The organism is Polaribacter sp. (genome assembly GCF_051251875.1).
Classification (GTDB): domain Bacteria; phylum Bacteroidota; class Bacteroidia; order Flavobacteriales; family Flavobacteriaceae; genus Polaribacter.
The window spans coordinates 1-16865 of sequence record NZ_JBPOGL010000048.1 but is presented as its reverse complement, the minus strand read 5'-3'; the positions used below and the strand labels follow the sequence as shown (position 1 = coordinate 16865).

At 30.9% G+C, this 16865-nt stretch carries 14 protein-coding genes; 8 read left to right on the top strand and 6 right to left on the bottom strand.

The genetic code is table 11. The features are described 5' to 3' along the window. The first annotated feature begins 512 nt into the window (after nucleotides 1-512). The 4 genes from ACSHW5_RS15745 to ACSHW5_RS15730 all read left to right on the top strand — a co-directional run bounded on the left by ACSHW5_RS15745 (nucleotide 513) and on the right by ACSHW5_RS15730 (nucleotide 4814). Nucleotides 513-3062 carry an adenosylcobalamin-dependent ribonucleoside-diphosphate reductase gene (locus ACSHW5_RS15745; protein ID WP_435677108.1) on the top strand — a complete coding sequence of 850 codons (2550 nt, stop codon included), beginning with the start codon at nucleotides 513-515 and terminating at the stop codon, nucleotides 3060-3062. 415 nt (nucleotides 3063-3477) lie between these two features. Further along, on the top strand, nucleotides 3478-3954 hold the full coding sequence (locus ACSHW5_RS15740; protein ID WP_435677107.1) for an Hsp20/alpha crystallin family protein: 477 nt from the start codon (nucleotides 3478-3480) through the stop codon (nucleotides 3952-3954). A gap of 96 nt (nucleotides 3955-4050) precedes the next feature. Further along, the gene (locus ACSHW5_RS15735; protein WP_435677106.1) at nucleotides 4051-4323 is read left to right on the top strand and encodes a hypothetical protein; all 273 of its coding nucleotides are present in this window, start codon (nucleotides 4051-4053) and stop codon (nucleotides 4321-4323) included. Beyond that, complete coding sequence (locus ACSHW5_RS15730) at nucleotides 4323-4814, top strand: hypothetical protein (RefSeq protein WP_435677105.1); 492 nt, start codon at nucleotides 4323-4325, stop codon at nucleotides 4812-4814. Before ACSHW5_RS15735 ends, ACSHW5_RS15730 begins: the two co-directional genes overlap by 1 nt. Before the next feature lie 240 nt (nucleotides 4815-5054). On the opposite strand, the gene ACSHW5_RS15725 is transcribed toward ACSHW5_RS15730, so the two are convergent. From ACSHW5_RS15725 to ACSHW5_RS15715, 3 genes are read right to left on the bottom strand one after another with little or no spacing between them, the layout of a single operon-like run. Further along, nucleotides 5055-5735: an N-formylglutamate amidohydrolase gene (locus tag ACSHW5_RS15725; RefSeq protein WP_435677104.1), complete on the bottom strand. Its 681-nt coding sequence runs from the start codon at nucleotides 5733-5735 to the stop codon at nucleotides 5055-5057. Nucleotides 5736-5737: 2 nt separating this feature from the next. Next, a complete protein-coding gene (locus tag ACSHW5_RS15720) occupies nucleotides 5738-6970 on the bottom strand; it encodes a glutamate-cysteine ligase family protein (RefSeq protein WP_435677103.1) in 1233 nt (410 codons plus the stop codon). 1 nt (nucleotide 6971) lies between these two features. After that, on the bottom strand, nucleotides 6972-8417 hold the full coding sequence (locus ACSHW5_RS15715) for a RimK family protein (RefSeq protein ID WP_435677102.1): 1446 nt from the start codon (nucleotides 8415-8417) through the stop codon (nucleotides 6972-6974). A gap of 287 nt (nucleotides 8418-8704) precedes the next feature. Between ACSHW5_RS15715 and ACSHW5_RS15710 the strand changes: the two genes are divergently transcribed. Beyond that, nucleotides 8705-9514 (top strand): SHOCT domain-containing protein, encoded by an 810-nt coding sequence (locus ACSHW5_RS15710; RefSeq protein WP_435677101.1) that lies wholly within the window; start codon nucleotides 8705-8707, stop codon nucleotides 9512-9514. A 166-nt stretch (nucleotides 9515-9680) separates the two neighbouring features. On the opposite strand, the gene ACSHW5_RS15705 is transcribed toward ACSHW5_RS15710, so the two are convergent. Further along, a complete protein-coding gene (locus ACSHW5_RS15705; protein WP_435677100.1) occupies nucleotides 9681-10130 on the bottom strand; it encodes a hypothetical protein in 450 nt (149 codons plus the stop codon). Between the two features lie 70 nt (nucleotides 10131-10200). Here ACSHW5_RS15705 and prfA point away from each other — a divergent pair, with 70 nt between their 5' ends. Beyond that, nucleotides 10201-11277, top strand: coding sequence for a peptide chain release factor 1 (gene prfA / locus ACSHW5_RS15700; protein ID WP_435677099.1), 1077 nt, complete (start codon nucleotides 10201-10203; stop codon nucleotides 11275-11277). 88 nt (nucleotides 11278-11365) lie between these two features. Here prfA and ACSHW5_RS15695 read toward each other — a convergent pair whose 3' ends face one another. Further along, nucleotides 11366-12373, bottom strand: a complete 1008-nt coding sequence (locus tag ACSHW5_RS15695) for a DUF6588 family protein (protein WP_435677098.1) — start codon at nucleotides 12371-12373, stop codon at nucleotides 11366-11368. Nucleotides 12374-12560: 187 nt separating this feature from the next. Next, entirely contained in the window at nucleotides 12561-14498 is a 1938-nt protein-coding gene (gene gyrB / locus ACSHW5_RS15690; protein WP_435677097.1) for a DNA topoisomerase (ATP-hydrolyzing) subunit B, read from the bottom strand. A gap of 693 nt (nucleotides 14499-15191) precedes the next feature. On the opposite strand from gyrB, the gene ACSHW5_RS15685 reads away from it, so the two are divergent. Together ACSHW5_RS15685 and ACSHW5_RS15680 are read left to right on the top strand one after the other, a co-directional pair. Further along, entirely contained in the window at nucleotides 15192-15458 is a 267-nt protein-coding gene (locus ACSHW5_RS15685) for a hypothetical protein (RefSeq protein ID WP_435677096.1), read from the top strand. A gap of 1 nt (nucleotide 15459) precedes the next feature. Beyond that, nucleotides 15460-16860 (top strand): amidase family protein, encoded by a 1401-nt coding sequence (locus tag ACSHW5_RS15680; RefSeq protein WP_435677095.1) that lies wholly within the window; start codon nucleotides 15460-15462, stop codon nucleotides 16858-16860. The last annotated feature ends 5 nt before the right edge of the window (nucleotides 16861-16865 follow it).

Sequence of the window (16865 nt, the reverse complement as noted above, 5' to 3'; positions counted from 1 at the left end):
TAAAGTGTTCAAAATTTTTCGTTTATTTTAACTTTAAAAGCAAAAAACTCAAAATTATGTATTCCAATTTTTTCGGTTTGAGTGATTTCCGCAAACTTGCTCGACAATGTTTTACAACTCCATAAATAAAAATAAAAACTTTTCTTATCCCAATTTATAGTTCTTATAAAAGTACATTAAAATAAGGAATTATTTTACATAATTCCGTATTTTTAATTGCCATTTTGTCGGTTTAAAAGAGCATTTTTTCTTTTTTTATTGGTTTTTTCTTTTATCAATAAAGTGGATTTTTTATTAAAATGCTGATACTAAGAGGTTTTATTTAGTATGTCTTGAGCTTTGTAAAAAGATAAATTATTTGTTAACTTTTTGGTGTTCATAAGTTTTTAAATGACTTTAAATCAGTTATTTGTAATTTTTTATTGAAAACTTTTTTAAAATTATATTTTTTAAGGTTGTACATTTGCAGTGTATTTATTTCTCAAAAAAACTATTTTCAAAAACAATATATAATGAAATCGGAAACTGTGCTTGCTCCTCGAAAAACATATTCTAGAGATGAAGCTTTAAAAGCTGCTCTTAACTATTTTAAAGGTGATGAATTAGCCGCAACTGTGTGGTTAAATAAATATGCTTTAAAAGATTCTTCTGATACTATTTATGAAAGTACTCCTGATGAAATGCATCAAAGAATTGCTTCAGAAATAGCAAGAGTAGAGCAGAAATATGCAAATCCGTTAACGGAATCAGAAATTTTTGATGCCATTAAAAACTTCAAATATATTGTTCCGCAAGGTAGTCCGATGGCAGGAATTGGAAACCCTTTTCAAATTGCATCTTTGTCTAATTGTTTTGTAATTGGTAATAATGGTGAATCTGATTCTTACGGAGGAATCATGAAAATAGACCAAGAACAAGTACAGTTAATGAAGCGTAGAGGTGGCGTTGGGCATGATTTATCGCACATTCGTCCAAAGGGTTCTCCTGTAAAAAATTCAGCATTAACATCCACAGGAATTGTTCCTTTTATGGAGCGTTATTCTAACTCAACAAGAGAAGTTGCGCAAGATGGTAGAAGAGGCGCTTTAATGTTGTCTGTTTCTATCAATCATCCAGATGCAGAAGATTTTATTGATGCAAAACTAGAGCAAGGCAAAGTTACAGGAGCAAATGTTTCTGTAAGAATTGACGATGCGTTTATGAAAGCGGTTAAAGTGGATGAAAAATATACTCAAAAATATCCAACTTTTAGTAAAAATCCTGTGTATACCAAAGAAATAGAAGCTACTAAAATTTGGAAAAAAATTGTACATAATGCATGGAAATCTGCAGAACCGGGAATTTTATTTTGGGATACCATTATTAATGAATCAGTGCCAGATTGTTATGCAGATTTAGGTTACAAAACAGTTTCTACAAATCCTTGTGGAGAGATTCCTTTATGTCCGTATGATTCTTGCCGATTGTTAGCAATAAATTTGTTTTCTTATGTAGAAAATCCGTTTACAAAAAAGGCAGAATTCAATTTTGAATTATTCAAAAAACATATTGTTATTGCTCAAAGAATGATGGATGACATTATTGATTTAGAGTTAGAAAAAATAGACGGAATTTTAGCAAAAATTGATGCAGATCCGGAAGAAGATACGGTAAAAGCTACCGAAAGAAATTTGTGGTTAAACATTAGACAAAAAGCCTATGAAGGTAGAAGAACCGGTATTGGTATTACTGCAGAAGGAGATATGTTGGCGGCTTTAGGAATCCGTTACGGAAGTAAAGAAGGAAATACTTTTTCTACCGAAGTGCACAAAGTATTGGGTGTAGAAACTTACAGAGCTTCTGTAAATTTAGCAAAAGAAAGAGGTGCATTTTCTATTTTTGATGCCAATAGAGAAAAAGAGAATCCGTTTATTTTACGTTTAAAAGAAGCAGATAGTAAACTGTATTATGAAATGTTAGAACATGGGCGTAGAAATATTGCTTTGTTAACCATTGCACCAACAGGTACTACTAGTTTAATGACGCAAACATCGTCTGGAATTGAGCCTGTGTTTATGCCTGTGTACAAGCGTAGAAAAAAAGTGAATCCAAATGATAAAGGTACAAGGGTAGATTTTGTAGATGAGGTTGGCGATTCTTGGGAAGAGTATGTTGTTTTTCATCATCGTTTTAAACAATGGATGGATGTAAATAACATCGATTCTTCTAAGAATTTTACGCAAAAAGAAATAGATGAGTTGGTAAAACAATCTCCATATTACAAAGCAACTTCTAATGATATTGATTGGAATAGCAAAGTTGAAATGCAAGGCGCTATTCAAAAATGGGTAGATCATTCTATTAGTGTTACCGTTAATTTACCAAATGACGCCACGGAAGAATTGGTTGGCGAGTTGTATTTAAAAGCTTGGGAAGTTGGTTGTAAAGGTGTTACAGTTTATAGAGACGGTTCTAGATCTGGTGTTTTAATTTCTGCGGATGAAAAGAAAGAAGGTAAAATTTCGACCTCTAATTTTTCTAAGAAACGTCCTCAAGTTTTAGAAGCAGATGTAGTTCGTTTCCAAAATCAAAAAGAAAAATGGATTGCCTTTGTTGGTTTGTTTGATAATAGGCCTTATGAGATTTTTACAGGTTTAGCAGATGATGAAGATGGAATTTTAATGCCGCGTTGGGTAGAAAAAGGAGTCATCATTAAAAATAGAAATGCAGATGGATCTTCTCGTTACGATTTTCAATATGAAAATAAAAGAGGATACAAAACAACTATTGAAGGCTTGTCTCATAAATTTAACCCAGAGTTTTGGAACTATGCAAAACTAATTTCAGGAACCATACGTCATGGAATGCCAATTGATAAAATTGTAGAATTAATACAAAGTTTACAATTCGATTCTGAGTCTATAAGCTCTTGGAAAAATGGAGTGCAGCGTGCTTTAAAACGTTATGTAGAAGATGGTACAGAGGTTAAAGGACATACATGTGATAATTGTAATTCTACAAATTTAATTTATCAAGAAGGATGTTTAACGTGTAAAGATTGTGGTTCTTCTAAATGTGGATAGAATTTTATAGATGAAATTATAAACGCCAAATATTTAAAATATATTTGGCGTTTTTTTTTGTAATGATTTTTCTCGATATCGAGTTTGTATATGGTTGTTAAAGAGTGAAGCGTAAAGTTTAGCTGCTAAAAAACGAATAGAAAATCCAGAAGTATGTGCGTTAGTAGGCTGGAAAAAACTATAAATTATATGCGTATTAAGTGTGATTTGAATACATTTAAAATGTCAATTTGACATTTATTTAAGTGAAAAAATGGCAATTATTTTGAAAAAATGACAGAAAAACATATGATTATGAGAAAATCTTAATAGGAAAATATGGTTTTTTTATTTTGGTATTTTTTTTGTTTTATTGATGTCGAAATCAATTGAGATTTCAAATTTGAAATCATGTTTAATTTAAAATTTTGTAATTATGAGCAATTTAGTTAATGTTCCTAAAAACGGAAGTTTAGCGAACAGCAATTCAAATCAAAACTTCCCAACTTTGTCAAATTGGTTAGATGATGTTTTTAATCGAGACCTACCATCAGTATTTAAATCAAATTTTAATACTGGCATTACTTTACCTAAAGTAAACATTAAAGAAACGGCCGATGCTTTTATAGTAGATGTGGCAGTTCCGGGGCTGAAAAAATCAGATTTCCATATTGAAATAGACAATTTAGTTTTGTCAATTTCTACAGAGATTAGAGAAGAAAATGAACAGAAAGAAGAAAATTATACTCGTAGAGAGTTTGGTTACTCTTCGTTCAAAAGAACCTTTAATTTACCAGAAAGTGTAAATGATGAAAAAATTAATGCAAATTATAAAGAGGGTATTTTAAGTATTCTTTTACCCAAAAAAGAAGAAGCAAAACAAAAACCCGCTAGAAGCATTAATATTTCATAATTGTTTCACTAAATTTTAGAGTAGATATTAAGAAGGATGTTGATTTTTTTCAGCATCCTCTTAATAATCCGTTTAACCCTTTAAATTTATATGGTTATGCTAAGAAAATTTAAATCTGGGGAATGGGTAAAAGTTAAAGGAAAACTTACCGCTCCAAAAATGCAAGTTGTTAAATATGTTCCAAAAAAAGATTCAATATTTGGTTTGGTATATAATGATAGTTATTTGGAATGTGTTTGGTATAAAAATGGTGAACGAAAATTAAAAGTATTTCACCAACATAGATTAATTAAAATGATAGAAACTGGTGGTTTGTTCAAAAATTATTTAACAAACCCTAACGTATGTTTAACAAAAAATCTACAGTGATGAAAAAATATATTTTGTTATTTATGGTTGGCTTGTTAAGTGTTAGTTGTAACGGGCAAAATAATGAAAAAATAAAATCAGAAAAAGAAGAAAATAAAACGAACATAAAGGAAGAGCCTAAAGGAACTTGGAAAGTTGATAAAGAATTTGATGAGAATGGAAATTTAATAAAGTATGATAGTGTTTATTCTTGGTCTTCTCATAATAAGTTAGATAATCTATCGTCTAATGAAAGAGATAGTTTAATGCATTCTTTAAAATCAAGATTCTTTACCAATTACTCAGGCTTTGAAAATCAGTGGTTTGATGATGTTTTTTCTCGAGATTCACTTTTCAGCAAACGTTTTTTTAATGATGATTTTTTTGATAGTAATTTTGGAAAAGACTTTATGGATCTTGACAAGTTAAGACAGCAAATGATGGTAAGACAAAAGAAGTTTTTAGAAAAATATCATTCAGAATTTAACAAACCTAAAACGAAAACTAAATAGTTTTCGTTTTTTTATATCAGACGATAACCAAGTTAGAATTTGGTTAAATTCAAAAGAAATACTAGGTTTATTGTAAGTTATACTAGGTTTATTGTAAGTTATACTAGGTTTTTTAAAAGTTTTATTTTTTGAACAATTTCAGAGTTGTATTAGGTTTTACCTAGTTTATAATTAAGTTTAAAATCATGAAATTTCTCAATCGTCAAAAAAAGACTCATGTAGAAGCTGTTTTGTGAGTTTTTAACTTTGTATCGTACAGATGGCTTTGTATACAGCCTCTTTAAGTTGAAGATTCATAATGTTGTTTTTAGAGAATTTCTGATTTATTTCTATCTCAATGCCTATATAATTTTTATGAAAACGCTTTCTTAAATGCGTTGTAAATCCGTCCGCTTTTCCTAAATACGGATAGTTAAAACGAACATTCCATAATGGGTTTATGGCATGCAATGCTTTTTTAAGTTGTACAGCAACTTTTTTTTCTTGTTGATGAGATGAATCGTATAAAAGACCAATATCACAATTTCTAACGCTGCCATTTAAAATGGGTGTAAATGAATGAATGGAAAGATGTACAACAGTATTGTGGTTGGTGATAAGTGTTTTAATTTGATTTTCTACGCTATTTCTATAAACATAATAGTATGTTTTAATAATGTCTTTCTTCTCTAAAACCGATAGGTTTTTTGTGTATTCTGAAAACAAATTTTGATGCCAAAGAGATCTATTCAACTCTATTAATAATCTACTTATTATGCTGTAATTTGTATAGATTGCCAATGGTTTTAGCGTGTTAAAAACATCTAAAGCGCCTAAATCATAACCTTTGTGTGTATTTAAAATTTCTTTGTCACTAAAAATTGTATTGAACTTTTGAGGAATTTCATTTCCTCCATGTTCGCAGGTTATAACCAGTTTCATTCCTATTTATTTGGGATAAAAAGAGTGTTGGTTTCTAGGCAATTCGCTAATTGAGAATAGATGTTTATAATATTTTTATCCGAAGTATCATCATCAAGTGCATTTTCAATTCTTGTAGCTAGTGTTCCGTGTTCAAAAATGATCGTTAAAGCTTCTTTATAGTTTTCAGAAATATTTTCTTTTACCAATTCAAAAAGATGTTTCCATACTTCTTTTACAGTGCTAGTATCAGAAATATTAAAAAGTGACAAGTATTCCTTATTACTGATTTTATAATTTTCGCCTTCCTTTATGGTTTCGTTTAAAATTTGATACAATTCTTTTTCATGCCAACTTTTTTGCATTTCTAAACGCGCTAGTTTCCCGCTGACTAATTGTTTTAGAACTTCAATAATAAGCACGCAAATAGCAATATCTGCCTTCGGACATTCTTGTATGTCTACCAATCTAATTTCTATGGCATTTCTATCAAAACGAGCAATGGCACCTCTAGAATTTAAAAAATGATGGTCTAAAATATTATGGGTATCGTGTTTTTTAATTTGCTTTTTAATAGGATCAAAAATGGTTTTGTGATATGCTGATTTAGAAAAAACTTGCTCAGGAATCACACTTCCTGTCATTTCTGGAATCTCTTTTTGGTTGGTTTTGTAGTATTCTAATCTAGTATCTTTAAAACTAGTAAATTTACCTTCTAAAATTGGTGAACTTGCGCTTAAACCCGGAATTAATGGTAAAATAACACGAATGGCAGCGTGCAGTTTTTCAAATTCTGTATCATCATAAAAAGGCAAGTTAATATGGGTGCTTTGTACATTAGACCAACCGTGACCTTTGCAATTAAAAATTCTATTGTATAACTCATACACTTCGCTATAACTATGTTTCCAAAGTTGTGTGTCTTGCAATGGATTCATTAAAGGATGGCAGGCCGTTGGTAATAATTTACTGTGTAATGGTTTTAAAATAGCGTTAATTTCTAGAATGTTTTTATGAAACTCTTCGGATAAATGAACAAGGTCTGCCGTTGGACCGTTGGTTTTTAGTTCTACAACATGTGCCACCAATTCATTACTCCAAGCAATGGCTCCATTATCAATATCAGAAGTAAGTTCACCATTTTTTTTGGTCAATAAAGTATCTACAATTGGTGCAACTTTAAAAGAGGTATTATGAATTAGCATGTATTCTAATTCGATACCAAATACTTCAAATAATTTATATTTTTTAGCCATTTTATTCTAAACGTTTTTTTAATGCTGAAAGAATTTCTGTATACACCAAATCTCCATAAAAAGCATCTTCTACACCAAAATCTATATTCGGATTGTCGTTTATTTCAATCACCATTGGTTTGTTGTTTACCACCTTAATATCTATTCCGTAAAGCCCTTTTCCCATAATTTTAGCAGATTTTAAAGCCATGTCTAGAACTTTTTTGGGTACTTTTTCCATAGGCAAACAATCGGCATCACCATCTTGATCATTCTTCTTTTTTGCTCCCCAATTGTAAATTTGCCAATGTCCTTTTGCCATGTAATATTTGCAGGCAAAAAATGGTTTGTCATCAATAATACCAATTCTCCAATCGTAATCAGAAGGGCAAAATTCCTGAGCAATAATAAGGTCAGATTCTTGTAACATTTCATTGACCAAGATGTAATATTCGCTTTCTGTTTTTGCTTTTTTTACACCAAAAGAAAAGGTAGAATCGGGTGCTTTTAATACGCAAGGCAAACCTACTTGCTCTATAACAGCGTCTATATTATCTTTATGTACAATAATTGTTTTTGGCGTTGCTATATTGGCATTATTTAAGGCTTCTGCCATAAAAACTTTGTTGCAACATTTTAAAATAGCATCCGGATAATCTATAATTGCAATGCCTTCTTGTTGCGCTTTGCGGGCAAATGCATAGGCTTCATTATTTACTTCTGTACTTTGACGTATAAATAAAGCATCAAAAGAAGACAATCTACTTAGGTCTTTGGGTTCAATAATTTCTGCATAAATATTCATTTTTTCAGCAATATCAACAAACTTTTTTAAGGCTTTTGCATTGCTTGGTGGCGCAGGATCATTTGGGTCTATTAAAATAGCTAAATCAAAAGCAGATGTTGTAAGTTTTGGCGTGTCATATCGTTTTTTAGAAAAATATTGATTCGCAAATTCATACACACTTTCTAAGTGTTCATTGGGTATTTCAGATTCTGAAATAGCTTCAATACTTTGTATGTTCCATTTGTTGTTAAAATTAAAATGAACACGTAAAAATGGCACTTGAAAATGTTTGTAAAACAAACTGCTGAGTCCCTTGTATTTTTGTGCAACATTTTGACCGAAATAAATACTCAAAGTAAAAGATCTAGATTTAATGTTTTTTAAGCTTTGCTGAATTTCATCATCAAATTCTTCTGAAACTATTTTTACAAGTTTCAGTGTTTTTAAATCTACAATATTTTTTACAGTTGGTATTGCTAAATGTCCTCTAGCTTCAGCTAAAAGAGAAACATAATACCCTTTAGATTGATAGCTATAGTTTTTACAAAGGTTAAATATTCGTGCTTTTTTAATGGTAGAATATTTAGGGTTGGTAAGATATTCTTGTGAGGAAATTACGGTAATATTATCAATCGAAAAAAGCCATTTTTCAGGTTGATTGGCAACAATGTATTTGTTCATTTAAGAAGCATAATCGCGATATATAAATTTTAAGTAAAATTATACTTTTTTTTGATTACTTATACAAAGACTTAAAAATAAAGCATATTATTTTTAGAATTTTTTTTTAACCTAAGATACTTGTGTAAGTTTCATAAAATGAATAGTTTAATACAATATTTATGAGAAATTATTTTTAACATTTTTTTTTAAAACTTATAGGTAAAAGAAGTGTATTAAAATTTCTTAAAGCTATCTTTGCAGCAAAATTGTTAGAAAAACATTTTAAATTAATAAGAGAGAATAATATGAATTCAATATTCACAGATGCTAGTTTTCAGAATATGACGAATGTAGCAAATAGATATGGAATAAGTGTAAATGCAGTTACAGATTTAACGCAGGCACTTATGAGAAGTAATGGAACAATGGCGCAGTTTAATATTCCTGAGTTAGGCGGAGGCGGACAATGGATGCAAGGTGGTATGACTATGGTTGGTGATATGTTTAACAATCAACTTAAAAATACAGTAGACGGACTTTGTGTTGAGTTATCAAATATGATAAACCAAGGTTCAATACAATACAAACCTTTACCTAAAATTGAAAATGGATCACAGTCTGGTAACTGGTGGGGAGATTTAGGTTTTCCTAATTCTACTGGAAGTCAAAATAATACTAGTTATGCTATTTTTTCAAACATTAGACGTTTGGCAATTCAGCAAAATGGAAAAGTAACTGTATTTGATACCTTAGACCATCAAATAGGAGGAGTAGGACAGCAACAAGGTGGTACGTATTCAGTGTCTTTTACCAGTCAATACGGAAATGTAGATTTAAATACATTGCCTATTATTTCTGGCGGAAATGAAATGCCAAAACCTCAACAAGAGCAGGTAGTTAATAATAATAATAATAATAATAATTTGGTTCAGAATGATCTAGAGCCAATTGTTGTAAAAGAAACACCAGCCTTCACTAATAACACTACTAATACTAGTGATTTTGAAGAAGATATTTTTAGTAAAATTGAAAAACTAGCAGCCTTAAAAGACAAAAATATTCTTTCAATAGAAGAATTTGAAAACAAGAAAGGCGAGTTGTTAAGTAGATTGTAAAAAGTAATTGTTTTTAATTTAATTCCAACTAGTTGATTTTTATAAAATTAATTAGTTGGTTTTTTTATGCCTTTATTTTTGTTGAAATGTAAGTTAATGTGTTGTTTTGTAGTGTTTTAAATGTGCTATAGCGTTGTTTTAAAAGTTGCATTGCATTTTTTTGTTGCTACTGCATAAATTTAGTATTGTACCTTTCAAAGACAAAATCAATGTTAAATTCATCATTAGAAACATGTGCTTTTAATTGATTGTTTTCTAAAGAGTATTTTATTTTTTTTGGGAATTCATTTTTAGGGTTTTCACAAACAAAAGAAGTATCTGTTTGTTGTGTGAATTTAAAAAACGTTGGCTTTTCATGTATCCCTTCAACTTTTAGAAACAGCGTGTCATTAACGGTAATAATACTTAGAGTTTCTTTAAAAGTAGTGTCTTTTTCTTGCAAAGTAAATCCTAATCCTTGTAGGTTGTTTTTCCAGGTTTCATAGGTTGTGCTTCCTTTTTTATTGTTTGTGCGAATCCAATCTCCTATTAAAAATGTAGGTTTTAATGTTTTATTGATCTCCTTGTTGCAAGAAAGAATCAGCAAAAAACAACAACTAAAAAGGAGTAATTTCATAAAAAAGAGTTTGCATACTTCAAATATAACCATAAAAATTGTAATTTCGCATTCCAAGAAAAGACAGAAGATGTTAGATAAATTAAGAATTGTAAAACAGCGTTATGATGAGGTTTCTGATTTAATTATTCAACCAGAAATTATTATGGATCAGAAGCGTTATGCGCAATTGATGAAAGAGTATAAAGATTTAGGTAGTGTTGTTGAAAAAGGAGATGAATATCAAAACCTAATAAGCAATATAGAAGAAGCTAAGGAAATTATTTCTGATGGTTCCGATGCGGAAATGGTAGAAATGGCAAAGATGGAAATGGAGGAAGCCAATACTAGAATTCCTGAGTTAGAAGATGAAATAAAGTTTTTATTAATACCCAAAGATCCGGAAGATTCTAAAAATGCAGTTGTAGAATTACGTGCAGGAACAGGAGGAGATGAAGCAAGTATTTTTGCTGGAGATTTGTATAGAATGTATTCTAAATATTGCGAAAGTAAAGGTTGGAAAGTTTCTATTGTAGATTATTCAGAAGGTACCAATGGTGGTTTTAAAGAAATTCAGTTTGAAGTAAATGGTGCTGACGTTTACGGAACTTTAAAGTTTGAGGCTGGTGTGCATCGTGTACAAAGAGTTCCTCAAACAGAAACACAAGGTCGTGTGCATACATCTGCAGCTACGTGTATGGTGTTTCCAGAGGCAGAAGAATTTGATGTTGAAATAAATCCTAAAGAAGTACGAATTGATTTTTTCTGTTCATCAGGTCCAGGAGGTCAATCTGTAAATACAACTTATTCTGCGGTGCGTTTAACGCACATTCCAACAGGTTTGGTGGCGCAATGTCAAGATCAAAAGTCTCAGCATAAAAACAAAGAAAAAGCATTTAAGGTGTTGCGTTCTCGTTTGTACGATATGGAATTGGCAAAGAAGAATGAAGAAGATGCTTTAAAGCGTGGTTCTATGGTTTCTTCGGGAGATAGAAGTGCTAAGATTAGAACCTATAATTATGCTCAAGGACGTGTTACAGATCATAGAATAGGTTTATCATTGTATGATTTGCCTAATATTTTAAACGGTGATATTCAGAAAATTATTGATGAATTAATGCTGGCGGAAAATACTCAGAAATTAAAAGGATTGGCAGACGGTATTTAGTGGTGTCTTTTCCTAAAGAAAGAATATAGATTAAAAAAAAATCCTCAAATTATTGAGGATTTTTTTTTGGTAAGACTTTTATGTTTTTTTATCTAAAACTAAAGGCAATTCCTGCATTTAAAGTATTGTATTCTTGAAAGGTATAAGAGCCAAATATTTTAAAAAAACCTAGGCTTAATCTAGCGCCAATGGTTGTTGTTACGTTATTTACTTTAAATTTAGTATTAATTGGGTCTGTTATAGATTTATTAAAACCGCCATTATATTGCAAGTCATAAGTTCCAAGCATATTTAGTTTTGATGAACCTGTGGAATATCCTAAACCTCCATAAATGTTAATTATAGGGAAATTTAAAGATCCTAAAGCTTGAAATGTAAACGAGTTTAATTTGAATTCTGCGGCTTGATTAGTCCCCGGAATCGAGCTGTTGTTTTGTAAAGCATAATCAATATTCATGGAAGTATAAGCAGCTAAAACAGCAACATGCAATGGTAATTTGTCCATGGGTCCAAACAAGTTTGTAATTTCTTTTTTAATGCCTAATCCTATTAAATTGGCTGTAACATCTTCAGATTCAACACTAGGAACTAAACGAAGACTAGCTTCAAAATTAGCGGGTAATCCTACACTCACTTGAATGGCTGGAGTGGGTACTGCACTTATTGGTAAATCTTCTTTTACACCGCCAGGCATGGTAAATTGAGTGGTATATATGTTGCCATTTTCTTGATAAGAAACCAAAGCCAATGGTTTCTGTTCTTCTGATCCCGCAAGGGTTGCTGCTGTGGATGAGGTTGAGGAAATAGATGTTAAATTTAAGTCGGCAAATTTAAATATTTCATCTTTTTCAGGAACAATAGAAGCATTTAGGCCAATTGTTATGTCAAAACCTAAGGTTTTGTGAACTTCAGCCGTATGAAACCAGCCGCTGTTTAAGCCATACATTAGGCTTTTCATACCTGGGTCAAAATAGGCTTCAAGTAATTTATTTCTATCGGAGTCATTGGCAAGTAGCATTGCTTCAATGCCGCTTTGAGAATTTGTAGTTAAGGTAAAGCTAAATGCACTAATAAAAATTAGTATTATTTTTTTCATCATCTTTAAGTTTAATTTTAGTTAGTTTCTTAAAAGCGAATGTATAAAATGAAGTTTGAATACATTAATAATCTGAAAGAAATAAGGGTAAAAACAATGAAAAATCATTATAAATGGGTAGTTGAAAATAAAAAAAAGCCAAAATATGAACTATTTTGGCTTTTTATGAACTTTAAAAGATGATTATTTAAACATCTATTTTTGCATATTTTGCATTTCTTTCAATAAAATCTCTACGAGGTGGAACTTCATCTCCCATTAACATAGAAAATACTCTGTCTGCTTCTGTTGCGCTATCTATAACAACTTTACGTAAGGTTCTAAAATCAGGATTCATGGTTGTGTCCCAAAGTTGTTCTGCGTTCATCTCTCCAAGACCTTTATATCTTTGGATGCTTACTCCGCCACCTAAATTTTGAGCAATGATATCACGTTGGTTGTCATCCCAAGCATATTCTCTTTTTTGCCCTTTTTTCACTAAATAAAGAGGAGGTGTAGCAATATAAATATACCCTTGTTCTACCATTTCTCTCATATATCTAAAAAAGAAGGTTAATATTAAGGTAGCAATATGCGATCCATCTACATCGGCATCACACATAATAACTACTTTGTGGTAACGAATTTTAGATAAATTTAGAGCTCTTGGATCTTCTTCTGTACCAATAGAAACACCTAAAGCCGTAAACATGTTTTTGATCTCTTCATTTTCAAAAACTTTATGCTGCATTGCTTTTTCCACATTCAAAATTTTTCCACGAAGTGGAAGAATTGCTTGAAAATTTCTATCTCTACCTTGTTTTGCTGTTCCACCTGCAGAATCTCCCTCAACTAAGAAAATTTCACATTGTGCCGGATCCGTTTCTGAACAGTCAGATAATTTACCAGGTAAACCTCCAATAGACATTACGGTTTTACGTTGCACCATTTCACGTGCTTTTCTTGCAGCGTGTCTTGCGGTTGCAGCTAAAATTACTTTTTGAACAATAGTTTTAGCATCATTAGGGTTTTCCTCTAAATAATTAGTTAACATTTCTGAAACTGCTTGAGATACTGCAGCACTAACTTCTCTGTTTCCTAACTTGGTTTTTGTTTGTCCTTCAAACTGTGGTTCTTGAACTTTTACCGAAACAATTGCGGTTAATCCTTCACGGAAATCATCACCTGCAATTTCAAATTTTACGTTTTTAAGTAATCCAGATTCATCTGCATACTTTTTTAAAGTACTAGTTAAACCACGTCTAAAACCAGATAAATGTGTACCTCCTTCATGCGTATTAATGTTATTTACATAAGAATGTAAATTTTCTGCATATGAAGTGTTATAAACCATAGCAACTTCTACAGGAATACCATTTTTTTCACCTTCCATTGAAATTACATTGGCGGTTAATTGTTCTCTGGTAGAATCTAAATATCTAATAAATTCTGGTAAACCTTCATCAGAATGAAAAACTTCTGTTGGGTGATTTCCTTCATCATCAGTTGTACGTTTGTCGGTTAACGTAATTGTGATTCCTTTATTTAAAAAAGACAATTCGCGCATACGAGTTGCCAAGGTTTCGTAATTATATTCTGTAGTTTGCTTAAAGATAGATTTGTCTGGTAAAAAAGTTACTATTGTACCTGTAAAATCAGTTTCTCCAATGGTTTTAACTGGGTATAAAGCTTTTCCTTTAGAGTATTCTTGTTGCCAAACTTTTCCTTCTTTGTGTACTGTTGCTACTAAAAGGTCTGAAAGTGCATTTACACAAGAAACCCCAACACCGTGTAAACCACCAGAAACTTTATAAGAATCTTTGTCAAATTTACCACCAGCACCAATCTTGGTCATTACTACTTGTAAAGCAGAAACGCCTTCTTTTTTGTGAATTCCAACAGGAATACCACGTCCGTTATCTCTGGTTGTAATAGAGTTGTCTTCGTTTATGGTAACATTAATAGTATCACAATAACCACCCATTGCTTCATCAATAGAGTTGTCTACAACTTCGTATACTAAATGGTGTAAACCACGTACACCAACGTCTCCAATATACATGGATGGACGCATTCTAACATGCTCCATTCCTTCCAGTGCTTGAATGCTGGAAGCATCATATTCTTTTTTAATTTCTTCGCTCATTATATTATATAAAGTGAATTAATAGTTTTTTAGATTGATGAAACGCAACTATAAAAACAGCGTTTCAGAACTATCAAATTTACGACTTAAAAAGTGCTTTTAAAAGCTTTTTATTGATTTTAGCTTAAAATTATCAACATTTGTTAATTTTGTAAAAATGCTTTAAATCGCTTAAAAATGGTTTTATATTCAATTTTGATGTTTCTTGTTTAAAGTTTTAAACTAACCATTGTTTAAAATAGCTTAAAACTTTTATTTTGATTTTTGAGAAGAACACATTAAGGTCAAAAAAAAGCAAATTGTAGCAAAGTATTCTCTAATAATAAATAAAAAAAATAGGAGCAAAAATTTTATGTATCGCTATATTTTAAATTTATATAGGGCTTTTAGACTTTAATTTGTTTTATCTGTAATTAATAATGAATATTTTACTAATACTTCAACGACTTTATAAAAACATAAAAAAGAGGTTTTAGTACCATATTTTCTGTATATATTTGTCGTAAGTTTAATAAAAATGATTAACAATAATAACAATCGTAATTTCAATAATCCTAATTGTTAGGGTAAGAAGGTTGTTGTTTAGAAATATATAAATAAAGCCTTCCAAATTGGAAGGCTTTTTTCATGTCCTGAACTTTTATGCTGAATTCGTTTCAGTACGTTTCAGGATCTTAAAATAAAATTAAAGATATGAGCAAAATAATGACGGTAGACATTTTGTCTAGCATTAAAGGAGCAAAACCATCGGAATCGGTGAATCAATTATTTGATGTAATTAAAAAAGCAAATACATCAAATTCTACTTTTAATACCAATCATAATAATGCCGTTTCTTTAGATGATTTAAGAGAAGATGTTGTAATTGATAGTCCGCAAGCGGAAAAGCAAATCATCATTGAGAATTTTCCAAAAGAAAAAAACGGCTTTTTAGTAGTTTCTAAAGTGATAGAAGAATAATATGGAATCGCAAATACAAAAAATTCATCAGCAATTGGTGAATAAAGAAATTACTTGTACGCAATTAGTGCAAGAAAGATTAGATTTATTAAAACAAAACACACACAATACTGTAAATTCTTTGTTAGATACTTTGGCGCTAGATTTGGCTGCAAAAGTAGATGCTAAAATTGCAGACGGACAAGAAATTGGTTTGTTAGAAGGAATTCCGTTCGGAATTAAAGATGTGTACATGGTACAAGGAACTTTAACAACGGCGAGTTCAGATTTATTAAAAAAATACAAATCTCCTTATACGGCAACTGCCATTCAGAAATTGTTTGATGCAGGTGCAATACCGTTAGTAAAAGAAAATTGTGATTCTTTCGGACACGGTTCATCATCAGAAAACACCATTTTCGGAGCCGTTAAAAACGCAATAAATACAGAGTTGGTTTCCGGTGGTTCTAGTGGAGGTTCTGCTGTAAATGTAGCCAAAGACTTTACGGTTTTTTCAATTGGTGGAGATACAGGAGGTTCTGTTCGTCAACCGGCAGGTTACAATAAAATCTACGGATTAAAACCAACGTACGGAAGAATTTCTAGATTTGGATTAATGGCGTATGCATCGTCTACAGATTGTGTTGGCCCAATTGCAAAGTCGATAGAAGATATTAGAATTGTTTTAAATGTAATGAGTGGTAAAGATGGTAAAGATCAAACCACGTATCAATCAGAAACAATATCAGAAGAAACTATTTTAAATGCTGATGAAATTAAAACCATTGGATATTTTAAAAACTTTATTGAAAATGATGCGATTGATGCCCAAGTAAAAGCAGATTTTTTAGCATCCATAGAAAAAATAAAAGCCAAAGGAATTGAAGTAAAAGAATTAGATTTCTTTGAATCTGATACTTTAGTTTCTACCTATTATACGTTGGCAATGGCAGAAACAGCTTCAAATTTATCAAGATTAGATGGTACCAATTACGGAAATAGAATAGAAGGCGATACTTTAAAAGACACATATTCTATTACACGTTCAGATAATTTTTCTGAAGAAACAAAACGTAGAATTGTTGGTGGAAATCAAGTATTATCTCAAGGTTTTTCTGATGAAATCTATTTAAAAGGATTGAGTTTGAGAGATCAAATTGCAGCTAATTTTGAAAAAGATTTTAAAGAAGTTGCTATTATTTTATCACCAGTAACACCAAAATCACCACCAAAAATAGGCGATAGTTTAAAAGATCCGTTAGCAATGTATTTGTCTGATGCTTATACAGTTGGATTTAGTTTAGGGCAATTACCAACGTTAACAGTGCCACAAGGTACAGAAACTGGATTACAAATTACGGCAGCAAAAAATAATGACGAACTTGTTTTGAAGTTTGCTAACTTCTTAAAAGATACGATATAATGGAA